This is a genomic window from [Enterobacter] lignolyticus SCF1 (assembly GCF_000164865.1).
In the GTDB taxonomy this organism is placed as follows: domain Bacteria; phylum Pseudomonadota; class Gammaproteobacteria; order Enterobacterales; family Enterobacteriaceae; genus Enterobacter_B; species Enterobacter_B lignolyticus.
This window is the reverse complement of record NC_014618.1, coordinates 2678285-2701929: the sequence shown is the minus strand read 5'-3', so window position 1 is coordinate 2701929 and position 23645 is coordinate 2678285. Positions and strand designations below refer to the sequence as shown.

General features: G+C 56.4%; 28 protein-coding genes. 16 read left to right on the top strand and 12 right to left on the bottom strand.

Annotation, left to right across the window (positions count from 1 at the left end; translation table 11 throughout):
• Position 1 precedes the first annotated feature (1 nt).
• From astE to ves, 3 genes are all read left to right on the top strand, one after another.
• Positions 2-961: a succinylglutamate desuccinylase gene (astE, locus tag ENTCL_RS12700; RefSeq protein WP_013366538.1), complete on the top strand. Its 960-nt coding sequence runs from the start codon at positions 2-4 to the stop codon at positions 959-961.
• Between the two features lie 334 nt (positions 962-1295).
• Positions 1296-1784: an ATP-independent periplasmic protein-refolding chaperone Spy gene (gene spy / locus ENTCL_RS12695; protein WP_162098841.1), complete on the top strand. Its 489-nt coding sequence runs from the start codon at positions 1296-1298 to the stop codon at positions 1782-1784.
• Positions 1785-1989: 205 nt separating this feature from the next.
• On the top strand, positions 1990-2565 hold the full coding sequence (gene ves, locus ENTCL_RS12690; RefSeq protein WP_013366536.1) for an environmental stress-induced protein Ves: 576 nt from the start codon (positions 1990-1992) through the stop codon (positions 2563-2565).
• A gap of 36 nt (positions 2566-2601) precedes the next feature.
• Here the strand turns inward: ves and nadE are convergent, their stop codons facing one another.
• Positions 2602-3429, bottom strand: a complete 828-nt coding sequence (gene nadE / locus ENTCL_RS12685; protein ID WP_013366535.1) for an ammonia-dependent NAD(+) synthetase — start codon at positions 3427-3429, stop codon at positions 2602-2604.
• 200 nt (positions 3430-3629) lie between these two features.
• Between nadE and osmE the strand changes: the two genes are divergently transcribed.
• The 8 genes from osmE to cedA all read left to right on the top strand — a co-directional run bounded on the left by osmE (position 3630) and on the right by cedA (position 9985).
• Positions 3630-3971, top strand: a complete 342-nt coding sequence (gene osmE / locus ENTCL_RS12680) for an osmotically-inducible lipoprotein OsmE (RefSeq protein ID WP_013366534.1) — start codon at positions 3630-3632, stop codon at positions 3969-3971.
• Between the two features lie 326 nt (positions 3972-4297).
• Positions 4298-4618, top strand: a complete 321-nt coding sequence (gene chbB / locus ENTCL_RS12675; protein ID WP_013366533.1) for a PTS N,N'-diacetylchitobiose transporter subunit IIB — start codon at positions 4298-4300, stop codon at positions 4616-4618.
• An 81-nt stretch (positions 4619-4699) separates the two neighbouring features.
• Complete coding sequence (gene chbC, locus ENTCL_RS12670) at positions 4700-6058, top strand: PTS N,N'-diacetylchitobiose transporter subunit IIC (RefSeq protein ID WP_013366532.1); 1359 nt, start codon at positions 4700-4702, stop codon at positions 6056-6058.
• A 54-nt stretch (positions 6059-6112) separates the two neighbouring features.
• Complete coding sequence (gene chbA, locus ENTCL_RS12665) at positions 6113-6460, top strand: PTS N,N'-diacetylchitobiose transporter subunit IIA (RefSeq protein ID WP_013366531.1); 348 nt, start codon at positions 6113-6115, stop codon at positions 6458-6460.
• Positions 6461-6475: 15 nt separating this feature from the next.
• On the top strand, positions 6476-7315 hold the full coding sequence (gene chbR, locus ENTCL_RS12660) for a transcriptional regulator ChbR (protein WP_044611965.1): 840 nt from the start codon (positions 6476-6478) through the stop codon (positions 7313-7315).
• Between the two features lie 168 nt (positions 7316-7483).
• Entirely contained in the window at positions 7484-8830 is a 1347-nt protein-coding gene (locus tag ENTCL_RS12655; protein ID WP_013366529.1) for a 6-phospho-beta-glucosidase, read from the top strand.
• A 12-nt stretch (positions 8831-8842) separates the two neighbouring features.
• Positions 8843-9601, top strand: a complete 759-nt coding sequence (gene chbG, locus ENTCL_RS12650) for a chitin disaccharide deacetylase (RefSeq protein ID WP_013366528.1) — start codon at positions 8843-8845, stop codon at positions 9599-9601.
• Positions 9602-9745: 144 nt separating this feature from the next.
• Entirely contained in the window at positions 9746-9985 is a 240-nt protein-coding gene (cedA, locus tag ENTCL_RS12645; RefSeq protein WP_013366527.1) for a cell division activator CedA, read from the top strand.
• Positions 9986-10015: 30 nt separating this feature from the next.
• Here cedA and ENTCL_RS12640 read toward each other — a convergent pair whose 3' ends face one another.
• The 4 genes from ENTCL_RS12640 to hxpB form a co-directional block, all read right to left on the bottom strand.
• Positions 10016-11350 carry an IS4 family transposase gene (locus ENTCL_RS12640; protein WP_013364229.1) on the bottom strand — a complete coding sequence of 445 codons (1335 nt, stop codon included), beginning with the start codon at positions 11348-11350 and terminating at the stop codon, positions 10016-10018.
• 110 nt (positions 11351-11460) lie between these two features.
• The gene (locus tag ENTCL_RS12635) at positions 11461-12852 is read right to left on the bottom strand and encodes an L-cystine transporter (protein WP_013366526.1); all 1392 of its coding nucleotides are present in this window, start codon (positions 12850-12852) and stop codon (positions 11461-11463) included.
• 129 nt (positions 12853-12981) lie between these two features.
• A complete protein-coding gene (locus ENTCL_RS12630; RefSeq protein ID WP_013366525.1) occupies positions 12982-13572 on the bottom strand; it encodes a metal-dependent hydrolase in 591 nt (196 codons plus the stop codon).
• A 135-nt stretch (positions 13573-13707) separates the two neighbouring features.
• On the bottom strand, positions 13708-14379 hold the full coding sequence (gene hxpB, locus ENTCL_RS12625; RefSeq protein ID WP_013366524.1) for a hexitol phosphatase HxpB: 672 nt from the start codon (positions 14377-14379) through the stop codon (positions 13708-13710).
• A 136-nt stretch (positions 14380-14515) separates the two neighbouring features.
• Between hxpB and ENTCL_RS12620 the strand changes: the two genes are divergently transcribed.
• Positions 14516-15052: a YniB family protein gene (locus ENTCL_RS12620; RefSeq protein ID WP_013366523.1), complete on the top strand. Its 537-nt coding sequence runs from the start codon at positions 14516-14518 to the stop codon at positions 15050-15052.
• A 51-nt stretch (positions 15053-15103) separates the two neighbouring features.
• Here the strand turns inward: ENTCL_RS12620 and yciA are convergent, their stop codons facing one another.
• From yciA to ENTCL_RS12600, 4 genes are read right to left on the bottom strand one after another with little or no spacing between them, the layout of a single operon-like run.
• A complete protein-coding gene (gene yciA / locus ENTCL_RS12615) occupies positions 15104-15502 on the bottom strand; it encodes an acyl-CoA thioester hydrolase YciA (protein WP_013366522.1) in 399 nt (132 codons plus the stop codon).
• Complete coding sequence (locus ENTCL_RS12610; RefSeq protein ID WP_013366521.1) at positions 15502-16038, bottom strand: septation protein A; 537 nt, start codon at positions 16036-16038, stop codon at positions 15502-15504. The genes yciA and ENTCL_RS12610 overlap by 1 nt, the downstream gene beginning before the upstream one ends.
• 51 nt (positions 16039-16089) lie before the next feature.
• Positions 16090-16833 carry a YciC family protein gene (locus ENTCL_RS12605; protein ID WP_013366520.1) on the bottom strand — a complete coding sequence of 248 codons (744 nt, stop codon included), beginning with the start codon at positions 16831-16833 and terminating at the stop codon, positions 16090-16092.
• A gap of 25 nt (positions 16834-16858) precedes the next feature.
• Complete coding sequence (locus ENTCL_RS12600; protein ID WP_013366519.1) at positions 16859-17263, bottom strand: YkgJ family cysteine cluster protein; 405 nt, start codon at positions 17261-17263, stop codon at positions 16859-16861.
• Between the two features lie 274 nt (positions 17264-17537).
• Between ENTCL_RS12600 and ompW the strand changes: the two genes are divergently transcribed.
• The 3 genes from ompW to ENTCL_RS12585 all read left to right on the top strand — a co-directional run bounded on the left by ompW (position 17538) and on the right by ENTCL_RS12585 (position 20027).
• Positions 17538-18173, top strand: a complete 636-nt coding sequence (ompW, locus tag ENTCL_RS12595; protein WP_013366518.1) for an outer membrane protein OmpW — start codon at positions 17538-17540, stop codon at positions 18171-18173.
• A 157-nt stretch (positions 18174-18330) separates the two neighbouring features.
• The gene (locus tag ENTCL_RS12590; protein ID WP_013366517.1) at positions 18331-18915 is read left to right on the top strand and encodes a lipid-binding SYLF domain-containing protein; all 585 of its coding nucleotides are present in this window, start codon (positions 18331-18333) and stop codon (positions 18913-18915) included.
• Between the two features lie 173 nt (positions 18916-19088).
• Positions 19089-20027, top strand: coding sequence for a diguanylate cyclase (locus tag ENTCL_RS12585; RefSeq protein WP_013366516.1), 939 nt, complete (start codon positions 19089-19091; stop codon positions 20025-20027).
• A 90-nt stretch (positions 20028-20117) separates the two neighbouring features.
• Here the strand turns inward: ENTCL_RS12585 and ENTCL_RS12580 are convergent, their stop codons facing one another.
• Positions 20118-21077, bottom strand: coding sequence for a quinone oxidoreductase family protein (locus ENTCL_RS12580; protein ID WP_013366515.1), 960 nt, complete (start codon positions 21075-21077; stop codon positions 20118-20120).
• A gap of 76 nt (positions 21078-21153) precedes the next feature.
• Here ENTCL_RS12580 and ENTCL_RS12575 point away from each other — a divergent pair, with 76 nt between their 5' ends.
• The gene (locus ENTCL_RS12575; RefSeq protein WP_013366514.1) at positions 21154-21636 is read left to right on the top strand and encodes a MarR family winged helix-turn-helix transcriptional regulator; all 483 of its coding nucleotides are present in this window, start codon (positions 21154-21156) and stop codon (positions 21634-21636) included.
• 5 nt (positions 21637-21641) lie between these two features.
• On the opposite strand, the gene trpA is transcribed toward ENTCL_RS12575, so the two are convergent.
• Positions 21642-22451 carry a tryptophan synthase subunit alpha gene (trpA, locus tag ENTCL_RS12570; protein WP_013366513.1) on the bottom strand — a complete coding sequence of 270 codons (810 nt, stop codon included), beginning with the start codon at positions 22449-22451 and terminating at the stop codon, positions 21642-21644.
• Positions 22451-23644 carry a tryptophan synthase subunit beta gene (gene trpB, locus ENTCL_RS12565; RefSeq protein ID WP_013366512.1) on the bottom strand — a complete coding sequence of 398 codons (1194 nt, stop codon included), beginning with the start codon at positions 23642-23644 and terminating at the stop codon, positions 22451-22453. Before trpB ends, trpA begins: the two co-directional genes overlap by 1 nt.
• Position 23645: the final 1 nt, after the last annotated feature.

The window sequence follows — 23645 nt, the reverse complement described above, 5'->3', positions numbered from 1 at the left end:
CATGGAGGATTTTCTGGCGCTGACGCTTTCGGGCGTCAGACCGGCGTCGACCGTCGGCGAGACGGCGCAGTTTCGCTGGCGCTGGCGGGATACCGGGATACTGGAGCTGACGCCGCGGGCGGGCGCTTCGCGGGCGCTGGTGCTCTCGGCGGGCGTGCACGGTAACGAAACCGCACCGGTCGAGATGCTGAGCGGCCTGCTGGCGGGCCTGTTTCGCGGCGACATTCCGCTGCGCTGGCGCCTGCTGGTTATCCTCGGCAACCCGCTGGCGCTGGCGGAGAATAAGCGCTACCTGCACAGCGACATGAACCGCATGTTCGGCGGGCGCTGGCATGATTTTGTCCCGTCGCAGGAAACGGCGCGCGCCGCCCGGCTTGAGCACGCGCTGGCGGCGTTTTACCAGCCGGACGACGAAGCGCGCTGGCATCTTGACCTGCATACCGCCATTCGCGGCTCGCACCATGTGCGCTTTGGCGTGATGCCCGCCCGCGCCGCGCCGTGGGATGACGCCTTCCTGGGCTGGCTGGGGGCCGCGGGGCTTGAGGCGCTGGTATTTCACCAGAGCCCCGGCGGCACCTTTACCCACTTCAGCTGTGAGCACTATCAGGCGCTCGCCTGTACGCTTGAGCTGGGCAAGGCGCTGCCGTTCGGTCAGAACGATCTCACGCAGTTTGCGACCACGCAGCAGGCGCTGGCGCAGCTACTGCAGGGGGTAACGGACGCAGGGCGCATTCCGCTGCGCTATCGCGTGGCGCAGCAGATAACCCGACACAACGATCGGTTCCGGCTGCATATGTCGAATGACACCCTGAACTTCGCGCCGTTTCGCGCCGGTACGCTGCTGGCGGAGGAGGGGGAGACGCGCTACGTGGTGGAGCATGAGATCGAGTATGTGCTATTCCCCAACCCGAGCGTCGCGCCTGGTCTGCGGGCGGGGCTGATGCTGGTGCGGGAAAACTAAGCGCAACGCGGCGGCGCTATTCAGGCCGCCGCTGCGTTACGGGAAATTTAAATAAACACGTTTTTTTTATCGTTCCAGATTTATCCTGGATAAATGCTTTATTATTCGCCGCTGCTGATTTAAACTTCTCCATAAACCCTTCCAGATCAGCCTGTTGTATTTCTAAAATTGCAACTCTTCATGCTTTATTCTTATTTTCTCCATAATTGGTCACAAAGTCGTTTTTGTGCTTTCAGTGTTTTACGCTTACTCTGATTAATTGACGTATAACCTCGTAAAGTTAATCCCGTCAACACGGCAATGCGCCGTAAAAATAACTGAAAGTAAGGATCATATGATGAAAAAGATGACTGCTCTGATTGTTGCTTCTACTCTGGCTCTGGGCGCGGCTAACCTGGCGCATGCGGCGGATACCACTACCGCAGCACCGGCGGAAGGCACGCAAATGATGCACCATAAAGGCAAGCCGGGCATGATGCATGATATGATGTTCAAAGGTCTGAACCTGACGGATGCGCAGAAACAGCAGGTCCGCGACATCATGAAAAGCCAGCGTGAAAACATGCCTCGCCCGTCCGTTGACGAACGCCGCGAGATGCATAGCCTGATCGCCAGCGATACCTTCGACAAGGCGAAAGCGGAAGCGGCTATCGACAAGATGGAAGCGCAGCACAAAGCCATGGCGCTGTCCCGCATGGAAACACAGAACAAGATCTACAACATCCTGACCCCGGAACAGAAAAAACAGTTTAATGCCAATTTTGAGAAGCGTCTGACAGAACGTCCGGCGGCAGAAGGTAAAATGGCGCCGTCTGCTGAGTAAATCAGCACGCTGACTTAAAGACCGCCGGTCTTGCCCATACGCATTTTCGCTGTGGGCAGGGCCGGCGGTTTTTCTTTGACTCCCTTTTTGCCTGTTGTACTAAGGCTCTGCGTCGGCGTGCCGATAACCGATGGTGGTGACGAAAAAATAACAAGAGTGGTCGCAGGGGTAGCGGGCGGCCAGGGGTAACCCTTCAGGAGTGATGATGGACTACTTTGATATCCGCAAAATGCCGGTCAGCCTGTGGAAAAACGGCGCGGGCGAAACGCGCGAGCTGTGCTGCTTTCCGCCCGCGACCCGCGATTTTAACTGGCGCGCCAGTATTGCTTCCATTGCCGGTAGCGGCGAGTTCGCCGTCTCGCCGGGCGTGGACCGCGTTATCACTCTGCTGGAGGGCGGCGAAGTGACGCTCGACGGCGGTAAGGCTTTCCATCACACGCTAAAGCGCTTTCAGCCGTTCCGCTTTGCCGGCGAGCAGCCGGTGCGGGCGCAGCTCACCGAAGGGCAGATGTCGATGGATCTTAACATTATGACCCGCCGCGACCGCTGCGAAGCGAAGGTGCGCGTCGCCGACCGAACCTTCACCACCTTCGGCTCGCACGGCGGCATGGTGTTTGTGCTGAGCGGCGCATGGCAGCTTGGCGATAAGCTGTTGACCGCCGATCAGGGGGCTTACTGGCAGGACGGGCGGCACACGCTGCGGCTGCTGAAAGATGAAGGGCAGGTGCTGTACAGCGAAATCCGCTGGCTGCCGACGTTTTCCGTGGCGGAGTGCGTATAGCGTAAAAAGCCCCGGCGCAGGCCAGGGCTGTGGGGCTTAGCGTTTCCAGAAATCGTCGAACACGGTGATCGGCGGGCGACGCTTGTGCTCGGTTTTCAGATACCAGTTCTCGATGATTTTCGCCGTACCGGCATCCAGCGTTTTCCCTTCAAGATAGTCGTCAATGTTCTCGTAGGTCACGCCCAGCGCGGCTTCGTCCGGCAGGGAGGGGCGGTCGTCTTCCAGATCGGCCGTCGGCGCTTTGTTATACAGGTGCTCCGGGCAGCCCAGGCGCGCCAGCAGCTGTTTGCCCTGACGTTTGTTCAGGCGGAACAGCGGGTTGATGTCGGTGCCGCCATCGCCGTATTTGGTAAAAAAGCCGGTCAGCGCTTCGGCGGCGTGATCGGTCCCCACCACCACGCCTTTGGTCATTCCGGCGATGCTGTACTGCGCCTTCATCCGCTCACGGGCCTTCTCGTTGCCGCGCACAAAGTCGCTCAGCTCGATACCGGCCTCGCGCAGCGCCTGCTCGCTCGCCAGCACCGATCCTTTAATATTGACCGTGAGCACGCGGTCGGGCTGGATAAAGCTTATCGCGTCCTGGCAGTCCTGCTCGTCCGCCTGCACGCCGTACGGCAGGCGCACGGCGATAAACTGCAGCGTCTGGTCGCCGGTTTCATCGCGCAGCTCGCTGATGGCCGTCTGGCACAGTTTGCCCGCCAGCGTCGAGTCCTGACCGCCGCTAATCCCCAGCACCAGCGACTTAATAAAAGGATACGTTTTCAGGTACGACTTCAGAAAGTCTACGCTGCGGCGAATCTCCCGATCGGCATCAATCTGCGGCTTTACGCCGAGCGCCGCGATAATCTCTTGTTGCAGAGCCATTTACCCTTCTCCCATAAAAGTGATGCGTTAAAGCTACCTCTTTGGCGATAAAACGACAAGGATCACAGTTTTGACCGCAGCAAATTACCGCGTTTTCGTGCCGCACGGCGGGTTTATCAACGTCTGGCGATGTTTGTCTGGTTGAAAAATAGCACTATTTATTCCAGGCTTATGACACGCTAATAAAAAGAGGATGGAATATGAACAAGAATGTCGCCGGATTTTTAGGTATTGCAGCAGTATTAACCTTAGTGGCGGGGTGTACGGCCTACGATCGGACAAAAGATCAGTTTACCCAGCCGGTGGTAAAAGATGTGAAGAAGGGGATGTCGCGCCAGCAGGTGGCGCAGATTGCCGGCAAGCCGGCCTCTGAAGTGACGATGATCCATGCGCGCGGCACCTGCCAGACCTATATCCTCGGTCAACGGGATGGTAAAGCTGAGACCTACTTTGTCGCACTGGATGAGACCGGACGTGTGGTCAACTCCGGCTACCAGACCTGCGCCGAGTACGATACCGACCCGCGTGCGGCGAAGCAGTAACTCCCACATTTTCCTGATATCTACGAAGACCCGGCCCGAGCGCCGGGTTTTTTTATGGCGGGCGGCGCTTATTTAATTGCGCGAATTATTTGCCAAAGTGTGAAGGTAGTCATAACGGAAGGTCAATGAGAAACAATTTCAGTCTACCAGGAATTATCCACCCCCTGTGGGATGCCGTATACTCATCCCATAAACACAAAGTAACAAATGGTTACCGTTGTTCCCCAGCACGAAGGTATATACGCGTCTGAGCGCAGACATGTATATAAGGAGAGTCATCCTGAAGGCTGAAATGCTGGCAGAGATTACAAATTGAGGAAGCGTGTATGGAAAAGAAACACATCTATCTGTTCTGTTCTGCTGGAATGTCGACATCGCTGCTGGTGTCTAAAATGCGAGCACAGGCCGAGAAATATGAAGTCCCGGTGGTGATTGAGGCATTCCCCGAAACGCTGGCTGGTGAAAAAGGCCAGAATGCCGATGTCGTATTACTCGGCCCGCAAATTGCTTATATGTTGCCAGAGATTCAACGCCTGCTGCCGAATAAACCGGTAGAGGTTATTGACTCCATTCTGTATGGCAAAGTAGATGGTTTAGGTGTACTTAAAGCCGCCGTTGCATCGATTAAGAAAGCAGCTGCGCAATAATTTTTTTATTTTTCCCGTCAAAGAGTTATTTCACATACAATCGCCGTAATATTTTATTACGGCCTTTAAGGGTATTTTTCTATGAGTAGATTTATCAGTTCACTTGAAAAGGTACTCCTTCCTTTTGCTGTTAAAATAGGAAAGCAGCCGCACGTTAACGCGATTAAAAACGGCTTTATTAAGCTGATGCCATTGACCCTTGCCGGGGCAATGTTCGTCTTAATCAATAACGTATTTCTGAGCTTTGGCGACGGCTCGTTCTTCTATTCTCTTGGTGTTCGTTTAGACCCCTCGACCATTGAAACCCTGAATGGTTTTAAAGCCATCGGTGGCAACGTGTACAACGGTACATTGGGTATTATGTCACTGATGGCGCCTTTTTTTATTGGCATGGCGTTGGCGGAAGAACGAAAAGTTGACCCACTCGCGGCAGGCTTATTGTCCGTCGCGGCCTTTATGACCGTAACTCCGTACAGCGTGGGCGAAGCGTATGCGGTCGGCGCCAACTGGCTGGGTGGTCAGAACATTATTTCCGGTATGATTATCGGCCTGGTGGTGGCGGAGCTGTTCACCTTCGTCGTGCGCCGCAACTGGGTCATTACGCTGCCTGACAGCGTGCCGTCCTCGGTATCGCGCTCCTTCTCGGCGTTAATTCCTGGCTTCCTGATCCTGTCCGTGTTCGGGATTATCTCCTGGATGCTGACCCACTGGCAGACCAACTTCCACCAGATAATCATGGACTCTATCTCCTCGCCGCTGGCGGCAATGGGGAGCGTCGTGGGCTGGGCGTACGTTATCTTCAACTCCCTGCTGTGGTTCTTCGGGGTGCACGGTTCGCTGGCGCTGACCGCGCTGGACAACGGCATCATGACCCCGTGGGCGCTGGAAAACATCGCGCTGTACAACCAGTACGGCTCTGTTGAGGCCGCTATCGAAGCGGGCAAACAGTTCCACTTCTGGGCGAAGCCGATGCTCGATTCCTACATCCTGCTGGGCGGTTCCGGCGCGACGCTGGGCCTGATCATCGCCATCTTTATCGCCTCCCGCCGTGCGGATCACCGTCAGGTGGCGAAGCTGGCGCTGCCGTCAGGCATCTTCCAGATTAACGAACCGATTCTGTTTGGTCTGCCGATCATCATGAACCCGGTGATGTTCATCCCGTTCATTCTGGTGCAGCCGATTCTGGCGGCGATCACCCTGGCCGCCTACTCGATGGGCATTATCCCGCCGGTGACCAACCTGGCGCCGTGGACGATGCCGACCGGTCTGGGCGCCTTCTTTAACAGTAACGGCAGTATCGCCGCGCTCTGCGTCGCGCTGTTCAACCTGATGGTAGCGACCGTGGTTTACCTGCCTTTCGTGGTGATTTCTAACAAAGCGCAGAGCACCATTGAGCAAGAAGAAAGCGAAGAAGACATCGCCAATTCACTGAAATTCTAAATGTAGCGCGGTACGGGACGCGCGCCCGTACCGCCAGCGTAGTGAGGGAATCATATGTTCGATTTGGATAATATCGTCGCTGACGACGTCAAGGAAAACGACCTCGAAGAAGTGGTTATGGGGTTAATCATCAACTCCGGACAGGCGCGCAGCCTGGCCTATACCGCGCTGAAGCAGGCCAAGCTTGGCGATTTCGAGACCGCAAAAGCCACTATGGAGCAGTCCCGTATCGCGCTGAGCGAAGCGCATCGCGTCCAGACGCAGCTGATTGAAAGCGACGAAGGCGAAGGAAAAATGAAGGTGAGCCTGGTGCTGGTACATGCGCAAGATCATCTGATGACCTCAATGCTGGCGCGCGAGCTGGTCGCCGAATTGATTGAGCTTCACGAGAAGGTACAATAACAGGCTGATACCACGATGAGGCAACCAAAGATGATGACCACGGAGATCAGTACCGCCCTTGAACAACAGCTGTTTAACGGTAAGGATTTTCATGTTTTCATCTACAACAAAACGGAAAGCATCAGCGGGCTGCACCAGCACGACTACTACGAGTTCACGCTCGTACTCACCGGGCGCTATTACCAGGAAATTAATGGCAAACGGGTGATGCTGGAGCGCGGGAATTTCGTCTTTATCCCGATGGGGTCGCACCACCAGAGCTTTTATGAGTTCGGCGCCACCCGGATCCTGAACGTCGGCATCAGTAAGCGTTTCTTTGAGAAACACTACCAGCCGCTGCTGCCCGGAGTGTTGGTTGCATCACAGGTCTATTCTGTAAAAAGTACCTTTCTCAGCTATATCGAATCGGTTGTGGCATCGCTGAATTTTCGTGAAAACGAATTTGATGAATTTATTGAAGTGGTCTCGTTTTATGTCATTAACCGCCTGCGCCATTATCGTGAAGAGCAGGCGCAGGATGTTACGCCGCAGTGGTTAAAAAACACCGTGGAAGCGATGCACGATAAAAATAAATTCGGCGAAAGCGCGCTGGAAAACATGGTGGGCCTTTCCGGGAAATCGCAGGAATATTTAACCCGGGCCACGCAGCGTTTTTACAGTAAAACGCCAATGCAGATTATTAATGATATCCGCATTAATTTCGCCATGAAGCAGCTGGAAATTACGAACTACTCGGTGACGGATATTGCTTACGAATCAGGTTACAGCAGCCCCAGTCTGTTTATTAAGACGTTTAAAAAGCTGACCTCATTTACGCCAAGCAATTATCGTAAACAGCTCACCAGTATTAATTAACCCGGTACGGCCCGGCCGTACGCACCGAATTACATTTGTACTCTAAATAATTCGAGTTGCAGGAATGCAGCCAACGCACATGCAACTTGAATTATGACGAGTATAGCTATCCGCGCGTACGTGGAGAGTCACCCACGCATCGTTTGTGGATCCCCAAGGGAGAACGTTATGAGCCAGAAATTAAAAGTCGTTACGATTGGCGGCGGCAGCAGCTATACCCCGGAATTACTCGAAGGCTTTATTAAACGCTACCATGAGCTGCCGGTCACGGAGCTGTGGCTGGTTGATGTTGAAGAAGGCCAGGAAAAGCTGGATATCATTCACGCCCTGTGCGAGCGGATGGTGAAAAAAGCGGGCGTACCGATGAAGGTCTTTAAGACCCTGAACCGCCGCGAAGCGCTGCAGGACGCCGACTTTGTCACCACCCAGCTGCGCGTGGGCCAGCTGAAGGCCCGTGAGCAAGACGAGCGCATTCCGCTAAGCCACGGCTATCTCGGCCAGGAAACCAACGGCGCGGGCGGCCTGTTTAAAGGGCTGCGCACCATTCCGGTCATTTTCGACATCATTAAAGATGTCGAGGAAATCTGCCCGAACGCCTGGGTCATTAACTTCACCAACCCGGCCGGGATGGTCACCGAAGCGGTGTACCGCCACACCGGCTTCAGGCGCTTCATCGGCGTATGCAACATTCCGGTCGGCATGAAGATGTTCATCACCGACGTGCTGCAGCTGACGGCGCAGGACTCGCTGTCTATCGACCTGTTCGGCCTCAACCACATGGTGTTTATCCGCGACGTGGTGGTCAACGGCGAATCCCGTTTTGCTGAACTGCTGGACGGCGTTGCCTCCGGTACGCTGACCGCCAACAGCGTGAAGAACATCTTCGACCTGCCGTTTAGCGAAGGGCTTATCCGCTCGCTGAACCTGCTGCCGTGCTCTTATCTGCTGTACTACTTCAAGCAAAAAGAGATGCTGGCGATCGAAATGGGTGAATACTACAAGGGCGGCGCCCGCGCGCAGGTGGTGCAGAAGGTCGAAAAACAGCTGTTCGAGCTGTATAAAAACCCGGATCTGAACGTGAAGCCGAAAGAGCTGGAGCAACGCGGCGGCGCGTACTATTCCGACGCCGCCTGCGAGGTGATTAACGCTATCTACAACGATAAGCAGACCGAGCATTACGTCAACGTGCCGCACCACGGTCATATCGACAACATTCCGGCCGACTGGGCGGTAGAGATGACCTGCCTGCTGGGCCGCGACGGGGCGAAACCGCATCCGCGCCTGACCCATTTTGATGATAAAGTGCTGGGGCTTATCCATACCATTAAAGGGTTTGAAATTGCCGCGAGCCGGGCGGCGATCGGCGGCGAATTCAATGACGTCCTGCTGGCGCTGAACCTGAGCCCGCTGATTCACTCCGACCGCGATGCCGAGGTGCTGGCGCGCGAGCTTATCCTGGCGCACGAGAAGTGGCTGCCGAACTTTGCCGCCACAGTGGAAAAACTCAAGCAGTAACGGGAGTTGCAGATGGAACGTGTGTTAATCGTCAATGCTGATGACTTTGGCCTGAGCAAAGGCCAAAACTACGGGATTGTGGAAGCCTGTAAGAACGGTCTCGTGACCTCGACAACGGCGCTGGTCAACGGTACCGCGATTGACCACGCAGCGCTGCTGAGCCGCTGTTTACCGGAGCTGGCGGTGGGGATGCACTTTGTCCTCACCCTGGGCTCGCCGCTTTCCGCCATGCCGGGACTGACCCGCGAGGGTAAGTTCGGCAAGTGGATTTGGCAGATGGCGGAAGAGGACGCGCTGCCGCTCGATGAGATAGCCGGCGAGCTGGACCGTCAGTATCACCGCTTTGTCGAGCTGTTTGGTAGTGAACCGACGCACATCGACAGCCACCATCACGTGCATATGATCCCGCAAATTTTTCCGCTGGTGGCGGAGTTTGCGAAGTCAAAAGGGGTGGCGATGCGTATCGACCGCGGCCTCGCGGCGCGGTATCAGCTTGACGACAGCGGCGTGCGCAGCAGCGACGGTTTCGCCAGCGAGTTTTACGGCGAGGCCATCAGCGACAGCCTGTTCCTGCAAACGCTGGATACGTCGGCGGGTCAGGGAGAGCGGTCGCTGGAGGTGATGTGCCATCCGGCGTTTGTCGATAATACCATTATGGGCAGCGCGTACTGCTACCCGCGTCTGGCGGAGCTGGATGTTCTCACCTCGCCGTCGCTGAAATATGCGGTGGCGGAGCGCGGGTACCGTCTGGGAACCTATCGCGACGTCTAATCTCCGGCGCCCGGGAGCGATTTTTCTTCCGGGCGCGTCCCCATTTTGTCCAGAAAGAAAGCACGCAGGGCGCGACGTTCAGGGGCACAATCGGCTATCATAGTGATTTTCCGCCTTTGTTATTTCTCTGGTGAATTTTCTGTCATGAAACCGCTGCGCCATCAAAACCGCCCTGTTATCAGCTATGTTCCCCGCGTTGAGCCCGCGCCGCCGGACCATGCGTCGAAAGTCGACGGTTTTCGGGACGTCTGGCTGCTGCGGGGGAAATACGTGGCGTTTGTGCTGATGGGGTCCCACTTTCGTCGTTCGCAGGCGTTCAGCGTACCGGAAGCCGCCCAGCGATGGGCGTCGCAGATGCGCCAGGAAGGGGAAATCGAAGAGTAAAAAAAACCGCCGAACGTTCGGTAATGCCAGTCAGTTAAGCGACTGACTGGCTGTTTTTCTCCAGGTTTTACTGTATTTCTGGGGCCTTTCTTTTACTGTTCGCGGGAAGGCTCTTTCCCTTCTTATCGGTAATTTCACCAACTGTCCCATGCTTTCAAGATCACGCATCAGCTCCGGGATACGACCTGGCGAAGCGCCCTGCAGAGTCATCAGCATTCGCATCACCATTCCACATGATTCTGAGAAGCTTAGCTGATTCGGCCAGTATCCCTTCAGGCTTCCCGCCATTTTAATCATCTGATATCTCACAAGATTATAGGCCAGTAACACTCCCCAGAGCTCCTGTTCTACAAGCTCTGGCTTTTTACTTCTCAGCGTCAGTCTGCTCAGTTGCATCGTCTGTTTTATCTCCCTGTAACCCAGTTCGATTTCCCACCGATGGCCGTACAGGTCTGCCATCTCACCGCCCGGGAAGCGCATTGCATCCGTCATTGACGTCAGCAGATGGCAGACTTTTCCTTTACGAGTGAACGTCAGCAGTCGCGCTGTTATTTCTTCACCCAGCTCCGGCCATTTTTTCCGTGCCTGCGGGCTGGTTTTCAGCGTGACCAGGTGATCGCCTTTACCCAGCTTTCTCTCCTCTTCATACTGTGCTCCCTTTTTCAGCGGGATCATCCAGTGCCGGTGTTCTCCCGCCAGGCTCCAGGCGTTCAGCAGACCCAGCGAGTAATAACCTTTATCCATCAAAGTCAGTGTGTTATCACCTGTCTGAGATATCAGCTGCTCTGCGAGTGCATTTTCGCTCTCTTTCATTGTGCCAAAGGCTGCAGCCGTGAGCAGATGGCTGGTCAGCTCCATCTGGCAGACCATTTTTACCTGCGGATAGAGTCCCGGTTTTCCGCCGTGTGTCTGACGCGGGAAGGCTGTATCATTTTCCGGCGTATCCTGTGTTCGCCAGACCACGCCATCCACGGCCAGCAGCGTCAGGCCGCACCAGTGTGGATGTGCCGTGGCTCCATGCCAGAGTTGTGCGGTTTGGGTGAATACACGGCGAACGGCCTCACTCCCCAGACGCTGGCGGGCCTGAATAACGGCACTGGGGGCGACGAAAGGACGGTCGCCCGGCAGCATGATATCCAGGCGATTAACAATCTGGTGAAGAGGCTCCTTACGCTCAAGCGCCATACCGACAATACACCAGACCATCATTTCCAGCGGCAGGCGGCGCTTGCGCAGGGTGACTGTGCCGGACTCAGCAAGGCAACGTGAGATAAGTTCAGGGTCGAGATAATCCCCTAAAGAAGTCAGTGGGTTACGCAAAGAATCGTAACGGGAAACAAGATCAAGAGCCTGTCCAATGTGCATAAAAAAATCCGGAAACGGGTGAGCATTTCCGGATTCTTACACAGCCACTGGATCGGTCAACCGATCCTTAACTGATCGGCATTACCGAACGTTCGGCGGTTTTTTTGTTGTTAGCGGTGGGCCAGTTCGACTTCGTCGTCGCTGTCGAGAACGGCTTTATCCGTCTGGCGCAGCCACTGGCTGGTGAGGGTGCCTGCGGTCATGGAACCGCTGACGTTCAGCGCGGTACGCCCCATATCGATCAGCGGCTCAACGGAAATCAGCAGCGCCACTAAGGTTACCGGCAGGCCCATCGCCGGCAGCACGATCAGCGCGGCGAAGGTCGCGCCGCCGCCGACGCCCGCCACACCGGCGGAGCTGACGGTGACGATACCGACCAGCGTGGCTACCCACAGCGGATCCAGCGGGTTAATGCCGACGGTCGGCGCCACCATCACGGCCAGCATCGCCGGATACAGGCCCGCGCAGCCGTTCTGGCCAATGGTCGCGCCAAAGGAGGCCGAGAAGCTGGCGATGGATTCCGGTACGCCCAGGCGGCGGGTCTGCGCTTCCACGTTCAGCGGAATCGAGGCTGCGCTGGAACGGCTGGTAAAGGCAAAGGTCAGTACCGGCCACACCTTACGGAAATATTTCAGCGGGTTAACGCCGTTGACGCCGAGCAGCAGGCCGTGCACGACAAACATAATCGCCAGGCCCAGGTAGGACGCGACCACAAAGCCGCCAAGCTTAATGATGTCCTGCAGGTTGGAACCGGCCACCACTTTGGTCATCAGCGCCAGCACGCCGTACGGCGTTAACTGCATCACCAGACGGACCAGCTTCATCACCCAGCTCTGCAGCGTGTCGATAGCGGTCAGCACGCGCTGGCCTTTCGGTTCGTCATCTTTCAGCAGCTTGAGCGCGGCGACGCCGAGGAAGGCGGCAAAGATAACCACGCTGATGATCGAGGTCGGGTTGGCGCCGGTGAGATCGGCAAACGGGTTTTTCGGAACGAAGGAGAGCAGCAGCTGCGGGACGCTGAGGTCAGCGACTTTACCGACATAGTTGCTCTGGATAGCGTTCAGTCGCGCGGTTTCCGCGCTGCCCTGCACCAGGCCTTCCGCGGTTAAGCCGAACAGATTGGTGACCAGCACGCCGACCAGAGCGGCAATCAGGGTGGTGAAAAGCAGGGTGCCGATGGTCAGAAAGCTGATTTTCCCCAGCTGAGAGGCGTTGTGCAGACGGGCGACGGCGCTCAGAATGGAGGCGAAAACCAGCGGCATAACGATCATCTGCAGCAGCTGAACATAGCCGTTGCCGACAATATTAAACCACTGTACGGAGTCTTTCAGCACCGCGCTGTCGGCGCCGTAAATCAGCTGCAGCGCAAGGCCAAAGACCACGCCCATCGCCAGACCTACCAGCACCTTTTTGGCCAGACTCCACTGTTTGTGGCGGGTTTGCGCTAGAGCAAATAGCAACACCGCGAACACGATAATGTTCGCTATTAATGGAAGGTTCATCCCCGTTCTCCTGATTATTATCTGGCCCTGTTGAGGGCGCATCTGTAATGGCGCAAGAGTATCAGAAGTGCGATGTCGCGCTTATATCCATATGGAATGGGTTATTCCAAAGTGAAGCGTTTCGCCTGGTTATTGTCCCGTCTGGTGATTAATAAAGCGATCGAAGCGCAGCTGCAGGGCGCTGATGAGGGTGGATGACCAGCGTACGGCGTTATTTTCCGGCAGCGACTGCGGCATCCAGACGGCCCAGACGAACAGCGCCATGCACAGCACGCGCTCCAGCTGGTTGCCTTTGCGCGGCGCCAGAATCGGTACGCGAAAGCGCCAGCGGCAGGGCCACAGCAGCGGGACGCCGGCCGGGGTCAGCATATCGGCAAGGATATGGCTGAGATAGCCCAGCACCAAGCCCTGTACCGCATCGGCGGGGATAATCCAGCTGTCGGGCACTTTGAGGTAAAACAGCGTCAGGGCGCCAAACACCGCCAGCAGGCTGTGGGTGAAGCCGCGGTGGCCGAAGGCCCGGGCGATGGGTTTGGCTATCCAGCTTAGCCGCTGGCCGAGAAACGACTTCGGGTGGTCGATATCCGGCAGCAGGCAGGTCAGCACGGCGGCGGGTACAATATGCCACCAGTCGCCCTGCGCCAGCACGGGCGTCAGCTCGGCGTTTTTGGCAAAAACCGCGCAAGCGATGGAAAAGAGAAGGTGGCCTTCCGCCGTCATGATCGTACCCGTAAAACTGTCAATTCATACAGTATAGGGTTTTTATACAGTAGGCGGAAGAGGTGACGGTGTAACTCTTTGTCACAAAGCGGACATATTCCCCTCAGCCGCAGCGGGCGACCGAGGGCGCAGCGGTTATTCGCCCAGCAGATGAACCGCGCGAAGCTGTTCCAGCGAGCCGAGCCGGACGTCGGCCAGCGCATAGCGCGGGTCGCCGGCGTTCTCATGCTCCGGCACCACGATGGAGCGCATCCGCGCCGCTTTGCTGGCGACCATGCCGTTAACGGAATCTTCCAGCGCCACGCAGGACAGCGGGCTGACACCGAGCCTGTCGGCGCAATCGATATACACCTGCGGGTGCGGCTTGCTGTAGGGCAGCTTTTCGGCGGAGGCAAGCGCGTCAAACTGGTCGCGCAGCTCGAACATCGTCAGCACTTTTTCCAGCATATGCAGCGGAGAGGCCGACGCGAGACCGACCTTCAGCCCCTGCGCTTTGCACAGCGCGACCGCTTCGCGAACGCCCGGCAACAGCGGACGCTCTGCTTCAACCAGCGCGATGGCGCGGTTAATGATGGTTGCCGTCACTTCGTCGCGGCCTGGCCCCTGCCACGGCTGCTGGGCAAACCACAAGTCCACCACCATGTCGATGCGTAACCCCAGCGTGTCCGGCAGCTCGTTACGGCGGGAAATATCAACCCCCAGCCCGGCAATGACGTCCAGTTCGGCCCGATCCCAGAGGGGTTCGGAATCAATCAGTAAACCATCCATATCAAAAATAGCGGCAAGAATTTGGCGCTGGGCTGCCATAAAGCGACTCCTGTAGGGTAGTAAGACATAAGCATCGCAACAATCGTACACCATATCGCTTTTAAAGCGCAGGCGAAAACCGTCAACTAAAGGTAGACTTACAGCCAAACAGAGCGCGTCTTAACAAGGGGAACCCATGACGTATCAACAAGCTGGACGCATCGCCGTGCTGAAGCGTATTGCTGGCTGGGTGATTTTTATTCCAGCCGTAGTTTCCACCCTGATTTCCATTCTTAAATTCATGTATGAGCACAGCGAAAAGCAGCCGGGGATCAACGCGGTGATGCTCGATTTTGCCCACGTGATGATTGAGATGATGCGCTTTAACACGCCGTTTCTGAACGTTTTCTGGTACAACTCGCCGCTGCCGGATTTCCACAACAGCGCCAATATACTGTTCTGGATTATCTATGTGCTGGTGTTCGTCGGGCTGGCGCTGCAGGCGTCCGGCGCGCGGATGAGCCGCCAGGCGAAATTTTTGCGCGAAGGGGTTGAGGACCAGATGATCCTTGAGAAAGCGAAAGGGGCGGAAGGGTTGAACCGGGAGCAAATCGAAGCGCGTATCGTCGTACCGCACCACACCATCTTACTGCAGATCTTCCCGCTGTATGTGCTGCCGGTGGTGATTATCGTCTGCGGCTACTTCTTCTTCTCGCTGCTGGGCTTTTTATAATCGCGGATGGCGGCCACAAAAAAGCCCGGTATTTCACCGGGCTTTTTGCATTTATACCTGCGGCAGAGCGCGGGGTTTGCCTTCGCTGTCCACCGCCACATAGATAAACAGCGCTTCGGTGGCTTTATAGCGCTGGCCGATAGGCTCGGAGGAGACCTTTTTCACCCACACCTCAATGTTGATGGTAATAGAGGTGTTGCCGCGCTTTACGCAGCGGGCATAGCAGCAGACCACGTCACCGACGGCGACCGGACGCAGAAAGGTCATACCGTCAACGCGGACGGTGACGACGCGGCCATGGGCAATCTCTTTGGCCATGATCGCGCCGCCGATATCCATCTGCGACATCAGCCAGCCGCCAAAAATATCCCCGTTGGCGTTTGTGTCGGCAGGCATCGCCAGCGTACGCAGCACCAGGTCGCCCTGCGGCGCATCGATCTTCACGGTCATTATTTGTCGTCCTGCGGCATATGGCGGTAAATATAGATGCCGCTAAGCAGCGTAAAGACCAGCGTCAGGGCGGTTAACCCGAAGACCTTAAAGTTTACCCAGATGTTCTGCGGCAGCCAGAACGCGATATAGATATTCGCCAGGCCGCAGAGAATAAAGAACACCGCCCACGCAATATTGAGGCGCGACCAGACAAACTGCGGCAGAGTCAGCTCTTTACCCAGCATGCGCTGAATCAGCGGCTTTTTCATGACCCACTGGCTGACCAGCAGGGCGCCGGCGAACAGGACGTAAATCACGGTAACCTTCCACTTAATAAACTCATCGTTGTGGAAGAAAATGGTCAGACCGCCAAAAACGGCGACCAGCACGAAGGTGATCAGCGCCATTTTTTCGACTTTGCGATAGCGTACCCAGCTGTAAATCAGCACCACAGCGGTGGCGACAATCAGCGCCGTGGTCGCGGCATAAATGTCGTAAAGTTTATAGAAGGCGAAGAAGACCACCAGCGGTAAAAAATCCAGAAACTGCTTCATACATCGGTTCCGTAATTCAGTAACGGCCAGGCAGCGCCTGGCCTGGAAAGATTAGCTACGAATAAGCATATACAGGCGGAATAAATAGATCAGCAACAGCGCCGAAATAAGGTTGCTGATGCAGTTTACCACCACGGCGCCGACTTCCGGCGTAAGAACGGCGAAGCCCGAGGCAAACATCAGCAGCAGGGTTTTCGCCAGCAGCCAGCTGATGACCGCAGGCGCCACCAGGCGCATGTTGTTCCAGGCCAGACGCATGCTGCTGCGCATGGCGGTGAATATCCCCAGTTTGTCCTGCACCAGCATGATGGGGGCGAAAGCCAGCACGATGGCCAGCAGGACGCCCGGTACGACGACCAGCATCACGCCCAGCTGCACCATAAAGGTGGTGAGGAAGATCAGCAGAAACAGCTTCGGCAGCACCGGCGCGCTGGCGCCAATCGCCCGCAGGGCGCTGACGCGCTGGCCCGCGGAGACCATCTGGATCATCAGCAGAACGCCGCCTGCCAGAATGGCATTGCCGATAAGCCCGGAAAAAGTCGATGCCGCAGAGGCCCGCAGCAGGATCTGCTGCTGTTCCGGCGTCATGTTCTGCACCAGTTCAAACAGCCCGCCGCTGCCGGCGAGATTATCGCCATCGCGAAGGACCGCCATCTGCTCCTCGCTCGGTGAAAACGCATGGCCAAGCACCACCGTGATAAACGCACACAACAGCGCAATCAGCAGTACGGTAACGAACTGATTACGAAAAAAATTACCCGTGTCACGGTAAACGGACTTCGCCGTGATAGACATGCACTCTCCTTGAGTATTGCAGATGTTAGCTAGCCGGTAATTGTAACTCAGTTAGCGCCGTTCTGGCAGCATCCTGTCCCGTATGGAAAAGCATATCTTTGTAAAGAGGCGGTAAGTCGTAGCGCGCGCGCGCGCGGTTGCAGGCGTCATTCACCTGGCCGTCTTCGCCGGACATGGCGAACTCCCGGCAGGGAGAGGGACGATTTTCATACACCGAACAGCTGACGGCGCCGCCGATATCGCCCTGCAGGGCAACGCAGCGAACCTGCTTTTGGTTGGTGCCGCCCATACAGCGGAGAAATGGAGACAGGGGCTCGGTCAGCGCGGCGGGCACGCTGCCGCCGGCATCATCGGCTTCAGCCCAGTAGAAAGAGACTCGAAAATACGCACAACAGGCACCGCACGTCATGCACGGGTTTATATCGCTCATAGCCACACCTGAAAAAAACGCATCAACACATTGTCGTCCGCTAAATTATCCAGCCGAATTGCGCTGCGCAAGGGGGGCGCTGCACAATTTTTTGTAACACCGGAAAACCTGAAAATTGATGTGGATACGAATTTGCTTAACGAAAACGGCCATAAAAATTAATCAAGATCAATAAATGTTAAATCTAAGGATTGTGTGTGATCTGCGTTGGATCGTTTTTACTCATTTGTGGGTATAGTCACCGCGCTTTTAAAACCATAACGAAGGAGTGGATATGAAAAAATTAGCAGTGGCAGCGCTGGTTTTAAGCAGTTTCTCTGGTGGCGCATGGGCCCATGACGCGGGTGAATTTTTTATTCGTGCAGGTACTGCGACGGTGCGTCCGACGGAAGGCTCGGACAACGTGCTCGGCAGCCTTGGCAGTTTTCAGGTCAGCAACAATACCCAACTGGGGCTGACGTTTACCTATATGGCAACGGATAACATCGGTATTGAGCTGCTGGCGGCGACGCCGTTTCGCCATAAGGTCGGCACCGGTCCTACCGGCACCATCGCCACGGTGCATCAGCTGCCGCCAACGCTGATGGCGCAGTGGTATTTCTTTGATGCGAAGACCAAGCTGCGTCCGTATGTCGGGGTGGGGATTAACTACACCACCTTCTTTAACAACAGCTTTAACGATACCGGTAAAGATGCCGGGCTGTCCGATCTGAGCCTGAAGGATTCCTGGGGGGCGGCGGGTCAGGTGGGCGTAGACTATATGCTGAACCAGGACTGGCTCATCAACGCCTCGGTGTGGTACATGGATATCGATACTGACGTTAAGTTCAAAGCTAACGGCGTGAACCAGTCGGTCAGTACCCGTCTCGATCCGTGGGTCTTCATGTTCTCCGCAGGCTACCGCTTCTGAGCCGACAAGACTGGCCGCCGGGCGGCCAGTCGTTTTTTTAAACAAAATAGTTTAAAAATGGATTTCTTACATTTCACCCTCGGCGCCTGCTTTCTTATTCTTTCCTGAAAATTAAAATAATGCTTTTCCATCCAGTGACAGAATGTAGACCGTAATAATGAAGTTGAAATCCGTTTTTCTTATTTCCGCGTTAATTATCTCCGGGTGTGGCGCACAGGGTGACACGGCACGTCAAAAACGTTCCAGCATTCAACAAATGCGCACCAGCACATTAAATAAATTGTATACCCTCAACCCGCAGGCGCGCAGTGATGTGCAGAGTTCGGCAGGCTATGCGGTATTTTCAAATAACAGCAGTAAAATTTTCTTCTTTGGTTTCGGCAGCGGCTATGGCGTCGTAAAAGACCGGCGTACCGGGAAAGATACCTATATGAAAATGGCGCAGGCGGGGGCGGGCGTTGGCATGGGCGTGAAACAGTTAAGCACCGTGCTGGTATTCCATGACCGTAGCGCATTAAATGATTTTGTCACTAAAGGCTACGTCGTCGGCGCGGATGCCAACGCCGCGGCGAAATACGATGATAAAGGCGTTGCGCCTGTTAGCGCCTCGGCAAGCGGCGTCGCGAAAGACACCGAGTCTCTGCCGTCAAAGGTCAGCGTCTATGAAATCACCGAGAAGGGGCTGGCGGCGCAGGCCATGGTCAATGGTTATAAATATTGGCCGGACAGCGAGCTTAATTAACCAAAAAAAGACCGGTGCTAATGCATCGGTCTTATATCTAAGTATGTCCGCTGAATAATAAGCGGATTGACGTACAGGCTTTTCTTATATTGTTCTTTCTTTACGCTACTATAACTAGCGGCTGTTAGTGTGGTGGTGTTTAGTGAATCTCTTTTCAGGGAGGGAGGAGCAATATGAAAAATGAATTAGTGAAAATTGATGCGGTTATTGAGAGTTTAAATCAATCATTACACGCGCATTATAAATGGTTGGTGGATGTATTTCGTTATGTTTCCGTCAACGACCGCGACGTTCCCGAAATTACGGCAATCAGCTCTCATGATCTGTGTCAGTTTGGCCGTTGGGTCAATAAGACATTACAGGAACACCCGGAAGACAAGGGACTGCTGCTCGCAATCCACTTACACCACGAGGAAACGCACCGCGTCTGCCGGGAGCTGGTTGCGTCAATTGTTGCAAAAGATGTCAAACTGAAACTGTTTGATACGTTTCATGCCGCGCTTCAGGGGCTTATTGAATCTATTTACCAGTATCGGCGGCATCTTCTGCAGATCCGCACCAGTTATGACACGTTAACGGGTTTACCGTTGCGGCGGATTCTGGATGAATCCTTCGATGCCCAGTTGAGCGATGAAAGTGACGGCAAACTGTATATCCTGTTGTTAGATATTGATCATTTTAAACGCATTAATGATACCTGGGGACACCTGGTGGGCGATGGCGTGCTGCGGGCGTTTGCCGAGAAGTTGCGCGCTTCCACACGCAGCTATGAGCCGGTATACCGTTATGGCGGTGAAGAGTTTATCGTGATCCTGAAAGCGCACAGCCAGCATGAGGCATGTCGTACGGGACTACGGATAACCCAGGCGATTGCCGATTATCAGATACATGTGGAGCCGCATGAGATTCGCATTACGGTGACCTGCGGGCTCACGCCGGTACAGCAAGGAGAGCCATTGCATCGGGCGCTGGAGCGCGCTGATGCTGCAATGTATATGGGTAAACAAAGCGGTCGAAACCGGTGCATGTTTATCGATGAGGACCTGCGGGTGGTGACCGTCGGCGAAAAAAAGCCCGCGCGAGGCGGGCAAATAATACTGGAAGCAATGTGAGCAATGTCGTACCAAATACCTGAGTGATTTACTCAACTATCTGGTGATGAGAAAGATAATCTTTCTCATATGAAATATCAACCCCTTCTTTTACAGGGAGTTGTCTGCGACGGTAAATACCGTACGATGCTTACTGTCGTCCAGCGGCCAGGCGCGGGCAACGTCGCTCAGAGGGGCGGTGGTGTGCGCAATACGAAAACCACCCTCCGCTGCGGCCTGCAGCATCGCGCCGGTGGCGGCGACCAGCCGGGGAAAGCTCAGGCTGCCGATACCGCTGCCCATCAGCTGGATGGGGGAGGCGCGCAGCAGCGCGCCCGCGAGCGTGATGTTCTGTCCCGCCTGCGCGCCGACCTGCACATAGCGTATGGGTTCTGTGCCGCTGGCGTGCGTTGCCAGCGACGTCAGCAGGGTTTGCGCGACATTTCCCCAGAGGTAGTCAACCACCACGTCGATGCGCCCCGCGGCCTGTTCCGCCAGCTGCTGCTCTAGAGCCGCCGCGTCCGCGGTCAGCGCAATGGCGACGTCAGCGCCCAGCCCGTTGAGTACGGTCATATTACGCCCGGTGGCGACTATCTTTTTGGCGCCGAGGTGGCGGGCTATCTGTACCGCCAGCTGCCCGGCGCTACCGGTCGCGCCGTTAATCAACACCGTTTCTCCGGGGCGAAAACCGGTGCGATCGACCAGCGCCGCCCAGGCCGACATCCCCGGGTTCGCCATTGCCGCGGCCGTTACGTCATCCAGGTCGTCGGGCAGGGCAACACAGCTGTCTATCGCCACCGGCACGAACTCGGCCATGCTTCCCCACGGTGACGGGGGAAACGCAAACCACACGCGCTGGCCGTCCCGGGTGACGCCGGTGCCGTCCACACCGGCAATAAAGGGCAGTGTCCCGTCATAGCTGTAGTGCTGGCCAGAGGCGCGGCTTTTGACCACATGGCTGATAGCGGCAGCGCTGACCTGAACGATCTGCTGCCCGCTCTGCGCCTGCGGCATCGCGAAATCCGCATAAACCGGCCCCTGCTCGAGGGAGTAGACAACGGCTGCTTTCATCGGCTTTTCTCCTGACGATAGATATGTGTAAAATGCACATAATTAATATCGCCACTCTACGCCGGTAAAAAATTACATGCAAGATGCACATAAAAAATATGACATCACCGATTTTCACGGTGCGCTGCTTGACATCATGGGGGTGATGAACCACCCGTTGCGCGATGAGGTGCTGATGAAAGCGGCCGATGTCCGCCTCGATCAGGCGCTGTTCCCACTGCTGGTGACCATCGGACGCTATGGTCCGTCGGGGGTGGTGGAGCTTGCCGACAGGCTGGGGCGAGACTACACCACGGTCAGTCGTCAGGTGACGCGCCTGCTGGCGTTAGGGCTGGTGAACAAACGGGCGGGCAGGCATGACAAGCGGGTCAGCGAAGTGACGATAACGGCGGTCGGGGAGGCGCTGACGCAGCGCATTGACGAGGCGCGGCAGCGGCTAATGAATTCTGTTTTTGCCGACTGGCCGCAGGAGGATGTGCTGCAGCTGTTTTCGCTGCTGCGCAGATATGCGCAGGCGGTGAAAGGAGAAGCACCGTCTGGCAATAGCGCCAGACGGTAGCGGGATCACGCGCTGCGGGTTACCGCCTTCATCGCCTGAACGAAGGCTTTCAGCTCGGCCAGCATCGCCGGATGATTACCGACATGTTTCTCGATAATCTTGACGATTGCGGAGCCGGAAATCGCGCCCGCCGCGCCTGCGCCGATGGCGGCTGCGACCTGATCGGGCGAGGAGATGCCGAAGCCCTGCAGCGGCGGCGCGGCATGGTATTCGGTGAGCTTATCGATCAGATGGTGCAGCGGCAGGGCGGCGCGGTTCTCCGCGCCGGTGACGCCCGCACGGGAGAGCAGATAGGTGTAGCCGCGACCGTGCGAGGCAATCTGGCGCAGCAGCTCGTCATCGGCGTTTGGCGGGCAGATGAAGATCGGCGCCACGTTATGGCGCATCGCCGCCTGACGGAACGGTGCGGACTCTTCCACCGGCACGTCGGCCACCAGCACCGAGTCGACGCCCACGCGGGCGCATGTGGCGTAAAACTCGTCGATACCGCGGTTAAATACCAGGTTGGCGTACATCAGCAGGCCGATGGGAATGGTCGGATGCTTTTGACGAATAGCCGCCAGCAGCTCGAAGCACTGGGTCGGCGTCACCCCTGCGGCAAAGGCGCGCAGCGTGGCGCTCTGAATCGTCGGCCCATCCGCCAGCGGGTCGGAGAAGGGGATGCCCAGCTCCAGCGCATCGGCGCCCGCGTCGATCAGGGTGTCAATGATGTTGAGCGACTGTTCCGGCGTCGGATCGCCGAGCGTCACGAAGGGAACAAACGCGCCTTCCCGGCGAGCTTTCAGTTGTGCAAACAGGTTGTCATAGCGTTCCATCAGATTTCCCCTCGCGCTTTCAGAATATCGTGTACGGTGAAGATGTCTTTATCGCCGCGACCGGACAGGTTAACCACCAGCAGCTGCTCTTTTTCCGGGGCCTCGCGCATCATTTTCAGGGCATGAGCGAGCGCGTGGGAGGACTCCAGCGCCGGGATAATCCCCTCGTGACGGCACAGGGCCTTAAAAGCCTCCAGCGCTTCGTCGTCGGTAATGGAGACGTAATCGGCGCGGCCGATGCTGTTCAGGTACGCGTGCTGCGGCCCGACGGACGGGAAATCGAGCCCGGCGGAAATGGAGTAAGACTCTTCAATCTGGCCTTCATCGGTCTGCATCATCGGCGATTTCATGCCGAAATAGATGCCGACGCGGCCATGCTTCAGCGGCGCGCCGTGCTCGCCGGTTTCAATACCGTGACCGGCAGGCTCGACGCCGATAAGCCCAACCGACGCCTCATCGATGAAGTCCGCAAACATGCCGATGGCGTTAGAACCGCCGCCGACGCAGGCGATAACGGCATCCGGCAGACGACCCTCTTTTTCGAGGATCTGCGCTTTGGTCTCTTCGCCGATCATGCGCTGGTACTCACGCACGATGGTCGGGTACGGATGCGGGCCCGCCGCGGTGCCCAGCATATAGTGCGCCGTTTCATAGCTGCCGGACCAGTCGCGCAGCGCCTCGTTGCAGGCATCCTTCAGCGTGGCGGAACCGCTGTGCACTGGGATCACTTCTGCGCCCATCAGACGCATACGGAAGACGTTAGGCGACTGGCGCTCAACGTCTTTCGCGCCCATATAAACGCGGCATTTCAGGCCGAGCAGGGCGCTGGCCAGCGCCGAGGCGACGCCGTGCTGACCGGCCCCGGTTTCGGCGATGATTTCCGTTTTGCCCATGCGTTTTGCCAGCAGCGCCTGACCGAGCACCTGGTTGGTTTTGTGGGCGCCGCCGTGCAGCAGGTCCTCACGCTTGAGGTACAGCGTGGTGTTGGTGCCGGTGGTCAGGTTCTGACATTTAGTCAGCGCCGTCGGGCGACCGGCGTAGTTTTTCAGCAGGTCGGTAAACTGGGCCTGAAACGCCGGGTCCTTTTGCGCGCTGACGAAGGCTTCTTCGAGCTGGCGCAGGGCGGGCATCAGGATCTGCGGCACGTACTGGCCGCCAAACTCACCAAAGTAGGGATTTAATAACGTACTCATC

Bases quoted from the DNA above. Each gene is read 5' to 3' on its own strand.
- astE (WP_013366538.1), top strand. From the start codon at position 2: ATGGAGGATTTTCTGGCGCTGACGCTTTCGGGCGTCAGACCGGCGTCG.
- spy (WP_162098841.1), top strand. From the start codon at position 1,296: ATGATGAAAAAGATGACTGCTCTGATTGTTGCTTCTACTCTGGCTCTG.
- ves (WP_013366536.1), top strand. From the start codon at position 1,990: ATGGACTACTTTGATATCCGCAAAATGCCGGTCAGCCTGTGGAAAAAC.
- nadE (WP_013366535.1), bottom strand. From the start codon at position 3,429: ATGGCTCTGCAACAAGAGATTATCGCGGCGCTCGGCGTAAAGCCGCAG.
- osmE (WP_013366534.1), top strand. From the start codon at position 3,630: ATGAACAAGAATGTCGCCGGATTTTTAGGTATTGCAGCAGTATTAACC.
- chbB (WP_013366533.1), top strand. From the start codon at position 4,298: ATGGAAAAGAAACACATCTATCTGTTCTGTTCTGCTGGAATGTCGACA.
- chbC (WP_013366532.1), top strand. From the start codon at position 4,700: ATGAGTAGATTTATCAGTTCACTTGAAAAGGTACTCCTTCCTTTTGCT.
- chbA (WP_013366531.1), top strand. From the start codon at position 6,113: ATGTTCGATTTGGATAATATCGTCGCTGACGACGTCAAGGAAAACGAC.
- chbR (WP_044611965.1), top strand. From the start codon at position 6,476: ATGAGGCAACCAAAGATGATGACCACGGAGATCAGTACCGCCCTTGAA.
- ENTCL_RS12655 (WP_013366529.1), top strand. From the start codon at position 7,484: ATGAGCCAGAAATTAAAAGTCGTTACGATTGGCGGCGGCAGCAGCTAT.
- chbG (WP_013366528.1), top strand. From the start codon at position 8,843: ATGGAACGTGTGTTAATCGTCAATGCTGATGACTTTGGCCTGAGCAAA.
- cedA (WP_013366527.1), top strand. From the start codon at position 9,746: ATGAAACCGCTGCGCCATCAAAACCGCCCTGTTATCAGCTATGTTCCC.
- ENTCL_RS12640 (WP_013364229.1), bottom strand. From the start codon at position 11,350: ATGCACATTGGACAGGCTCTTGATCTTGTTTCCCGTTACGATTCTTTG.
- ENTCL_RS12635 (WP_013366526.1), bottom strand. From the start codon at position 12,852: ATGAACCTTCCATTAATAGCGAACATTATCGTGTTCGCGGTGTTGCTA.
- ENTCL_RS12630 (WP_013366525.1), bottom strand. From the start codon at position 13,572: ATGACGGCGGAAGGCCACCTTCTCTTTTCCATCGCTTGCGCGGTTTTT.
- hxpB (WP_013366524.1), bottom strand. From the start codon at position 14,379: ATGGCAGCCCAGCGCCAAATTCTTGCCGCTATTTTTGATATGGATGGT.
- ENTCL_RS12620 (WP_013366523.1), top strand. From the start codon at position 14,516: ATGACGTATCAACAAGCTGGACGCATCGCCGTGCTGAAGCGTATTGCT.
- yciA (WP_013366522.1), bottom strand. From the start codon at position 15,502: ATGACCGTGAAGATCGATGCGCCGCAGGGCGACCTGGTGCTGCGTACG.
- ENTCL_RS12610 (WP_013366521.1), bottom strand. From the start codon at position 16,038: ATGAAGCAGTTTCTGGATTTTTTACCGCTGGTGGTCTTCTTCGCCTTC.
- ENTCL_RS12605 (WP_013366520.1), bottom strand. From the start codon at position 16,833: ATGTCTATCACGGCGAAGTCCGTTTACCGTGACACGGGTAATTTTTTT.
- ENTCL_RS12600 (WP_013366519.1), bottom strand. From the start codon at position 17,263: ATGAGCGATATAAACCCGTGCATGACGTGCGGTGCCTGTTGTGCGTAT.
- ompW (WP_013366518.1), top strand. From the start codon at position 17,538: ATGAAAAAATTAGCAGTGGCAGCGCTGGTTTTAAGCAGTTTCTCTGGT.
- ENTCL_RS12590 (WP_013366517.1), top strand. From the start codon at position 18,331: ATGAAGTTGAAATCCGTTTTTCTTATTTCCGCGTTAATTATCTCCGGG.
- ENTCL_RS12585 (WP_013366516.1), top strand. From the start codon at position 19,089: ATGAAAAATGAATTAGTGAAAATTGATGCGGTTATTGAGAGTTTAAAT.
- ENTCL_RS12580 (WP_013366515.1), bottom strand. From the start codon at position 21,077: ATGAAAGCAGCCGTTGTCTACTCCCTCGAGCAGGGGCCGGTTTATGCG.
- ENTCL_RS12575 (WP_013366514.1), top strand. From the start codon at position 21,154: ATGCAAGATGCACATAAAAAATATGACATCACCGATTTTCACGGTGCG.
- trpA (WP_013366513.1), bottom strand. From the start codon at position 22,451: ATGGAACGCTATGACAACCTGTTTGCACAACTGAAAGCTCGCCGGGAA.
- trpB (WP_013366512.1), bottom strand. From the start codon at position 23,644: ATGAGTACGTTATTAAATCCCTACTTTGGTGAGTTTGGCGGCCAGTAC.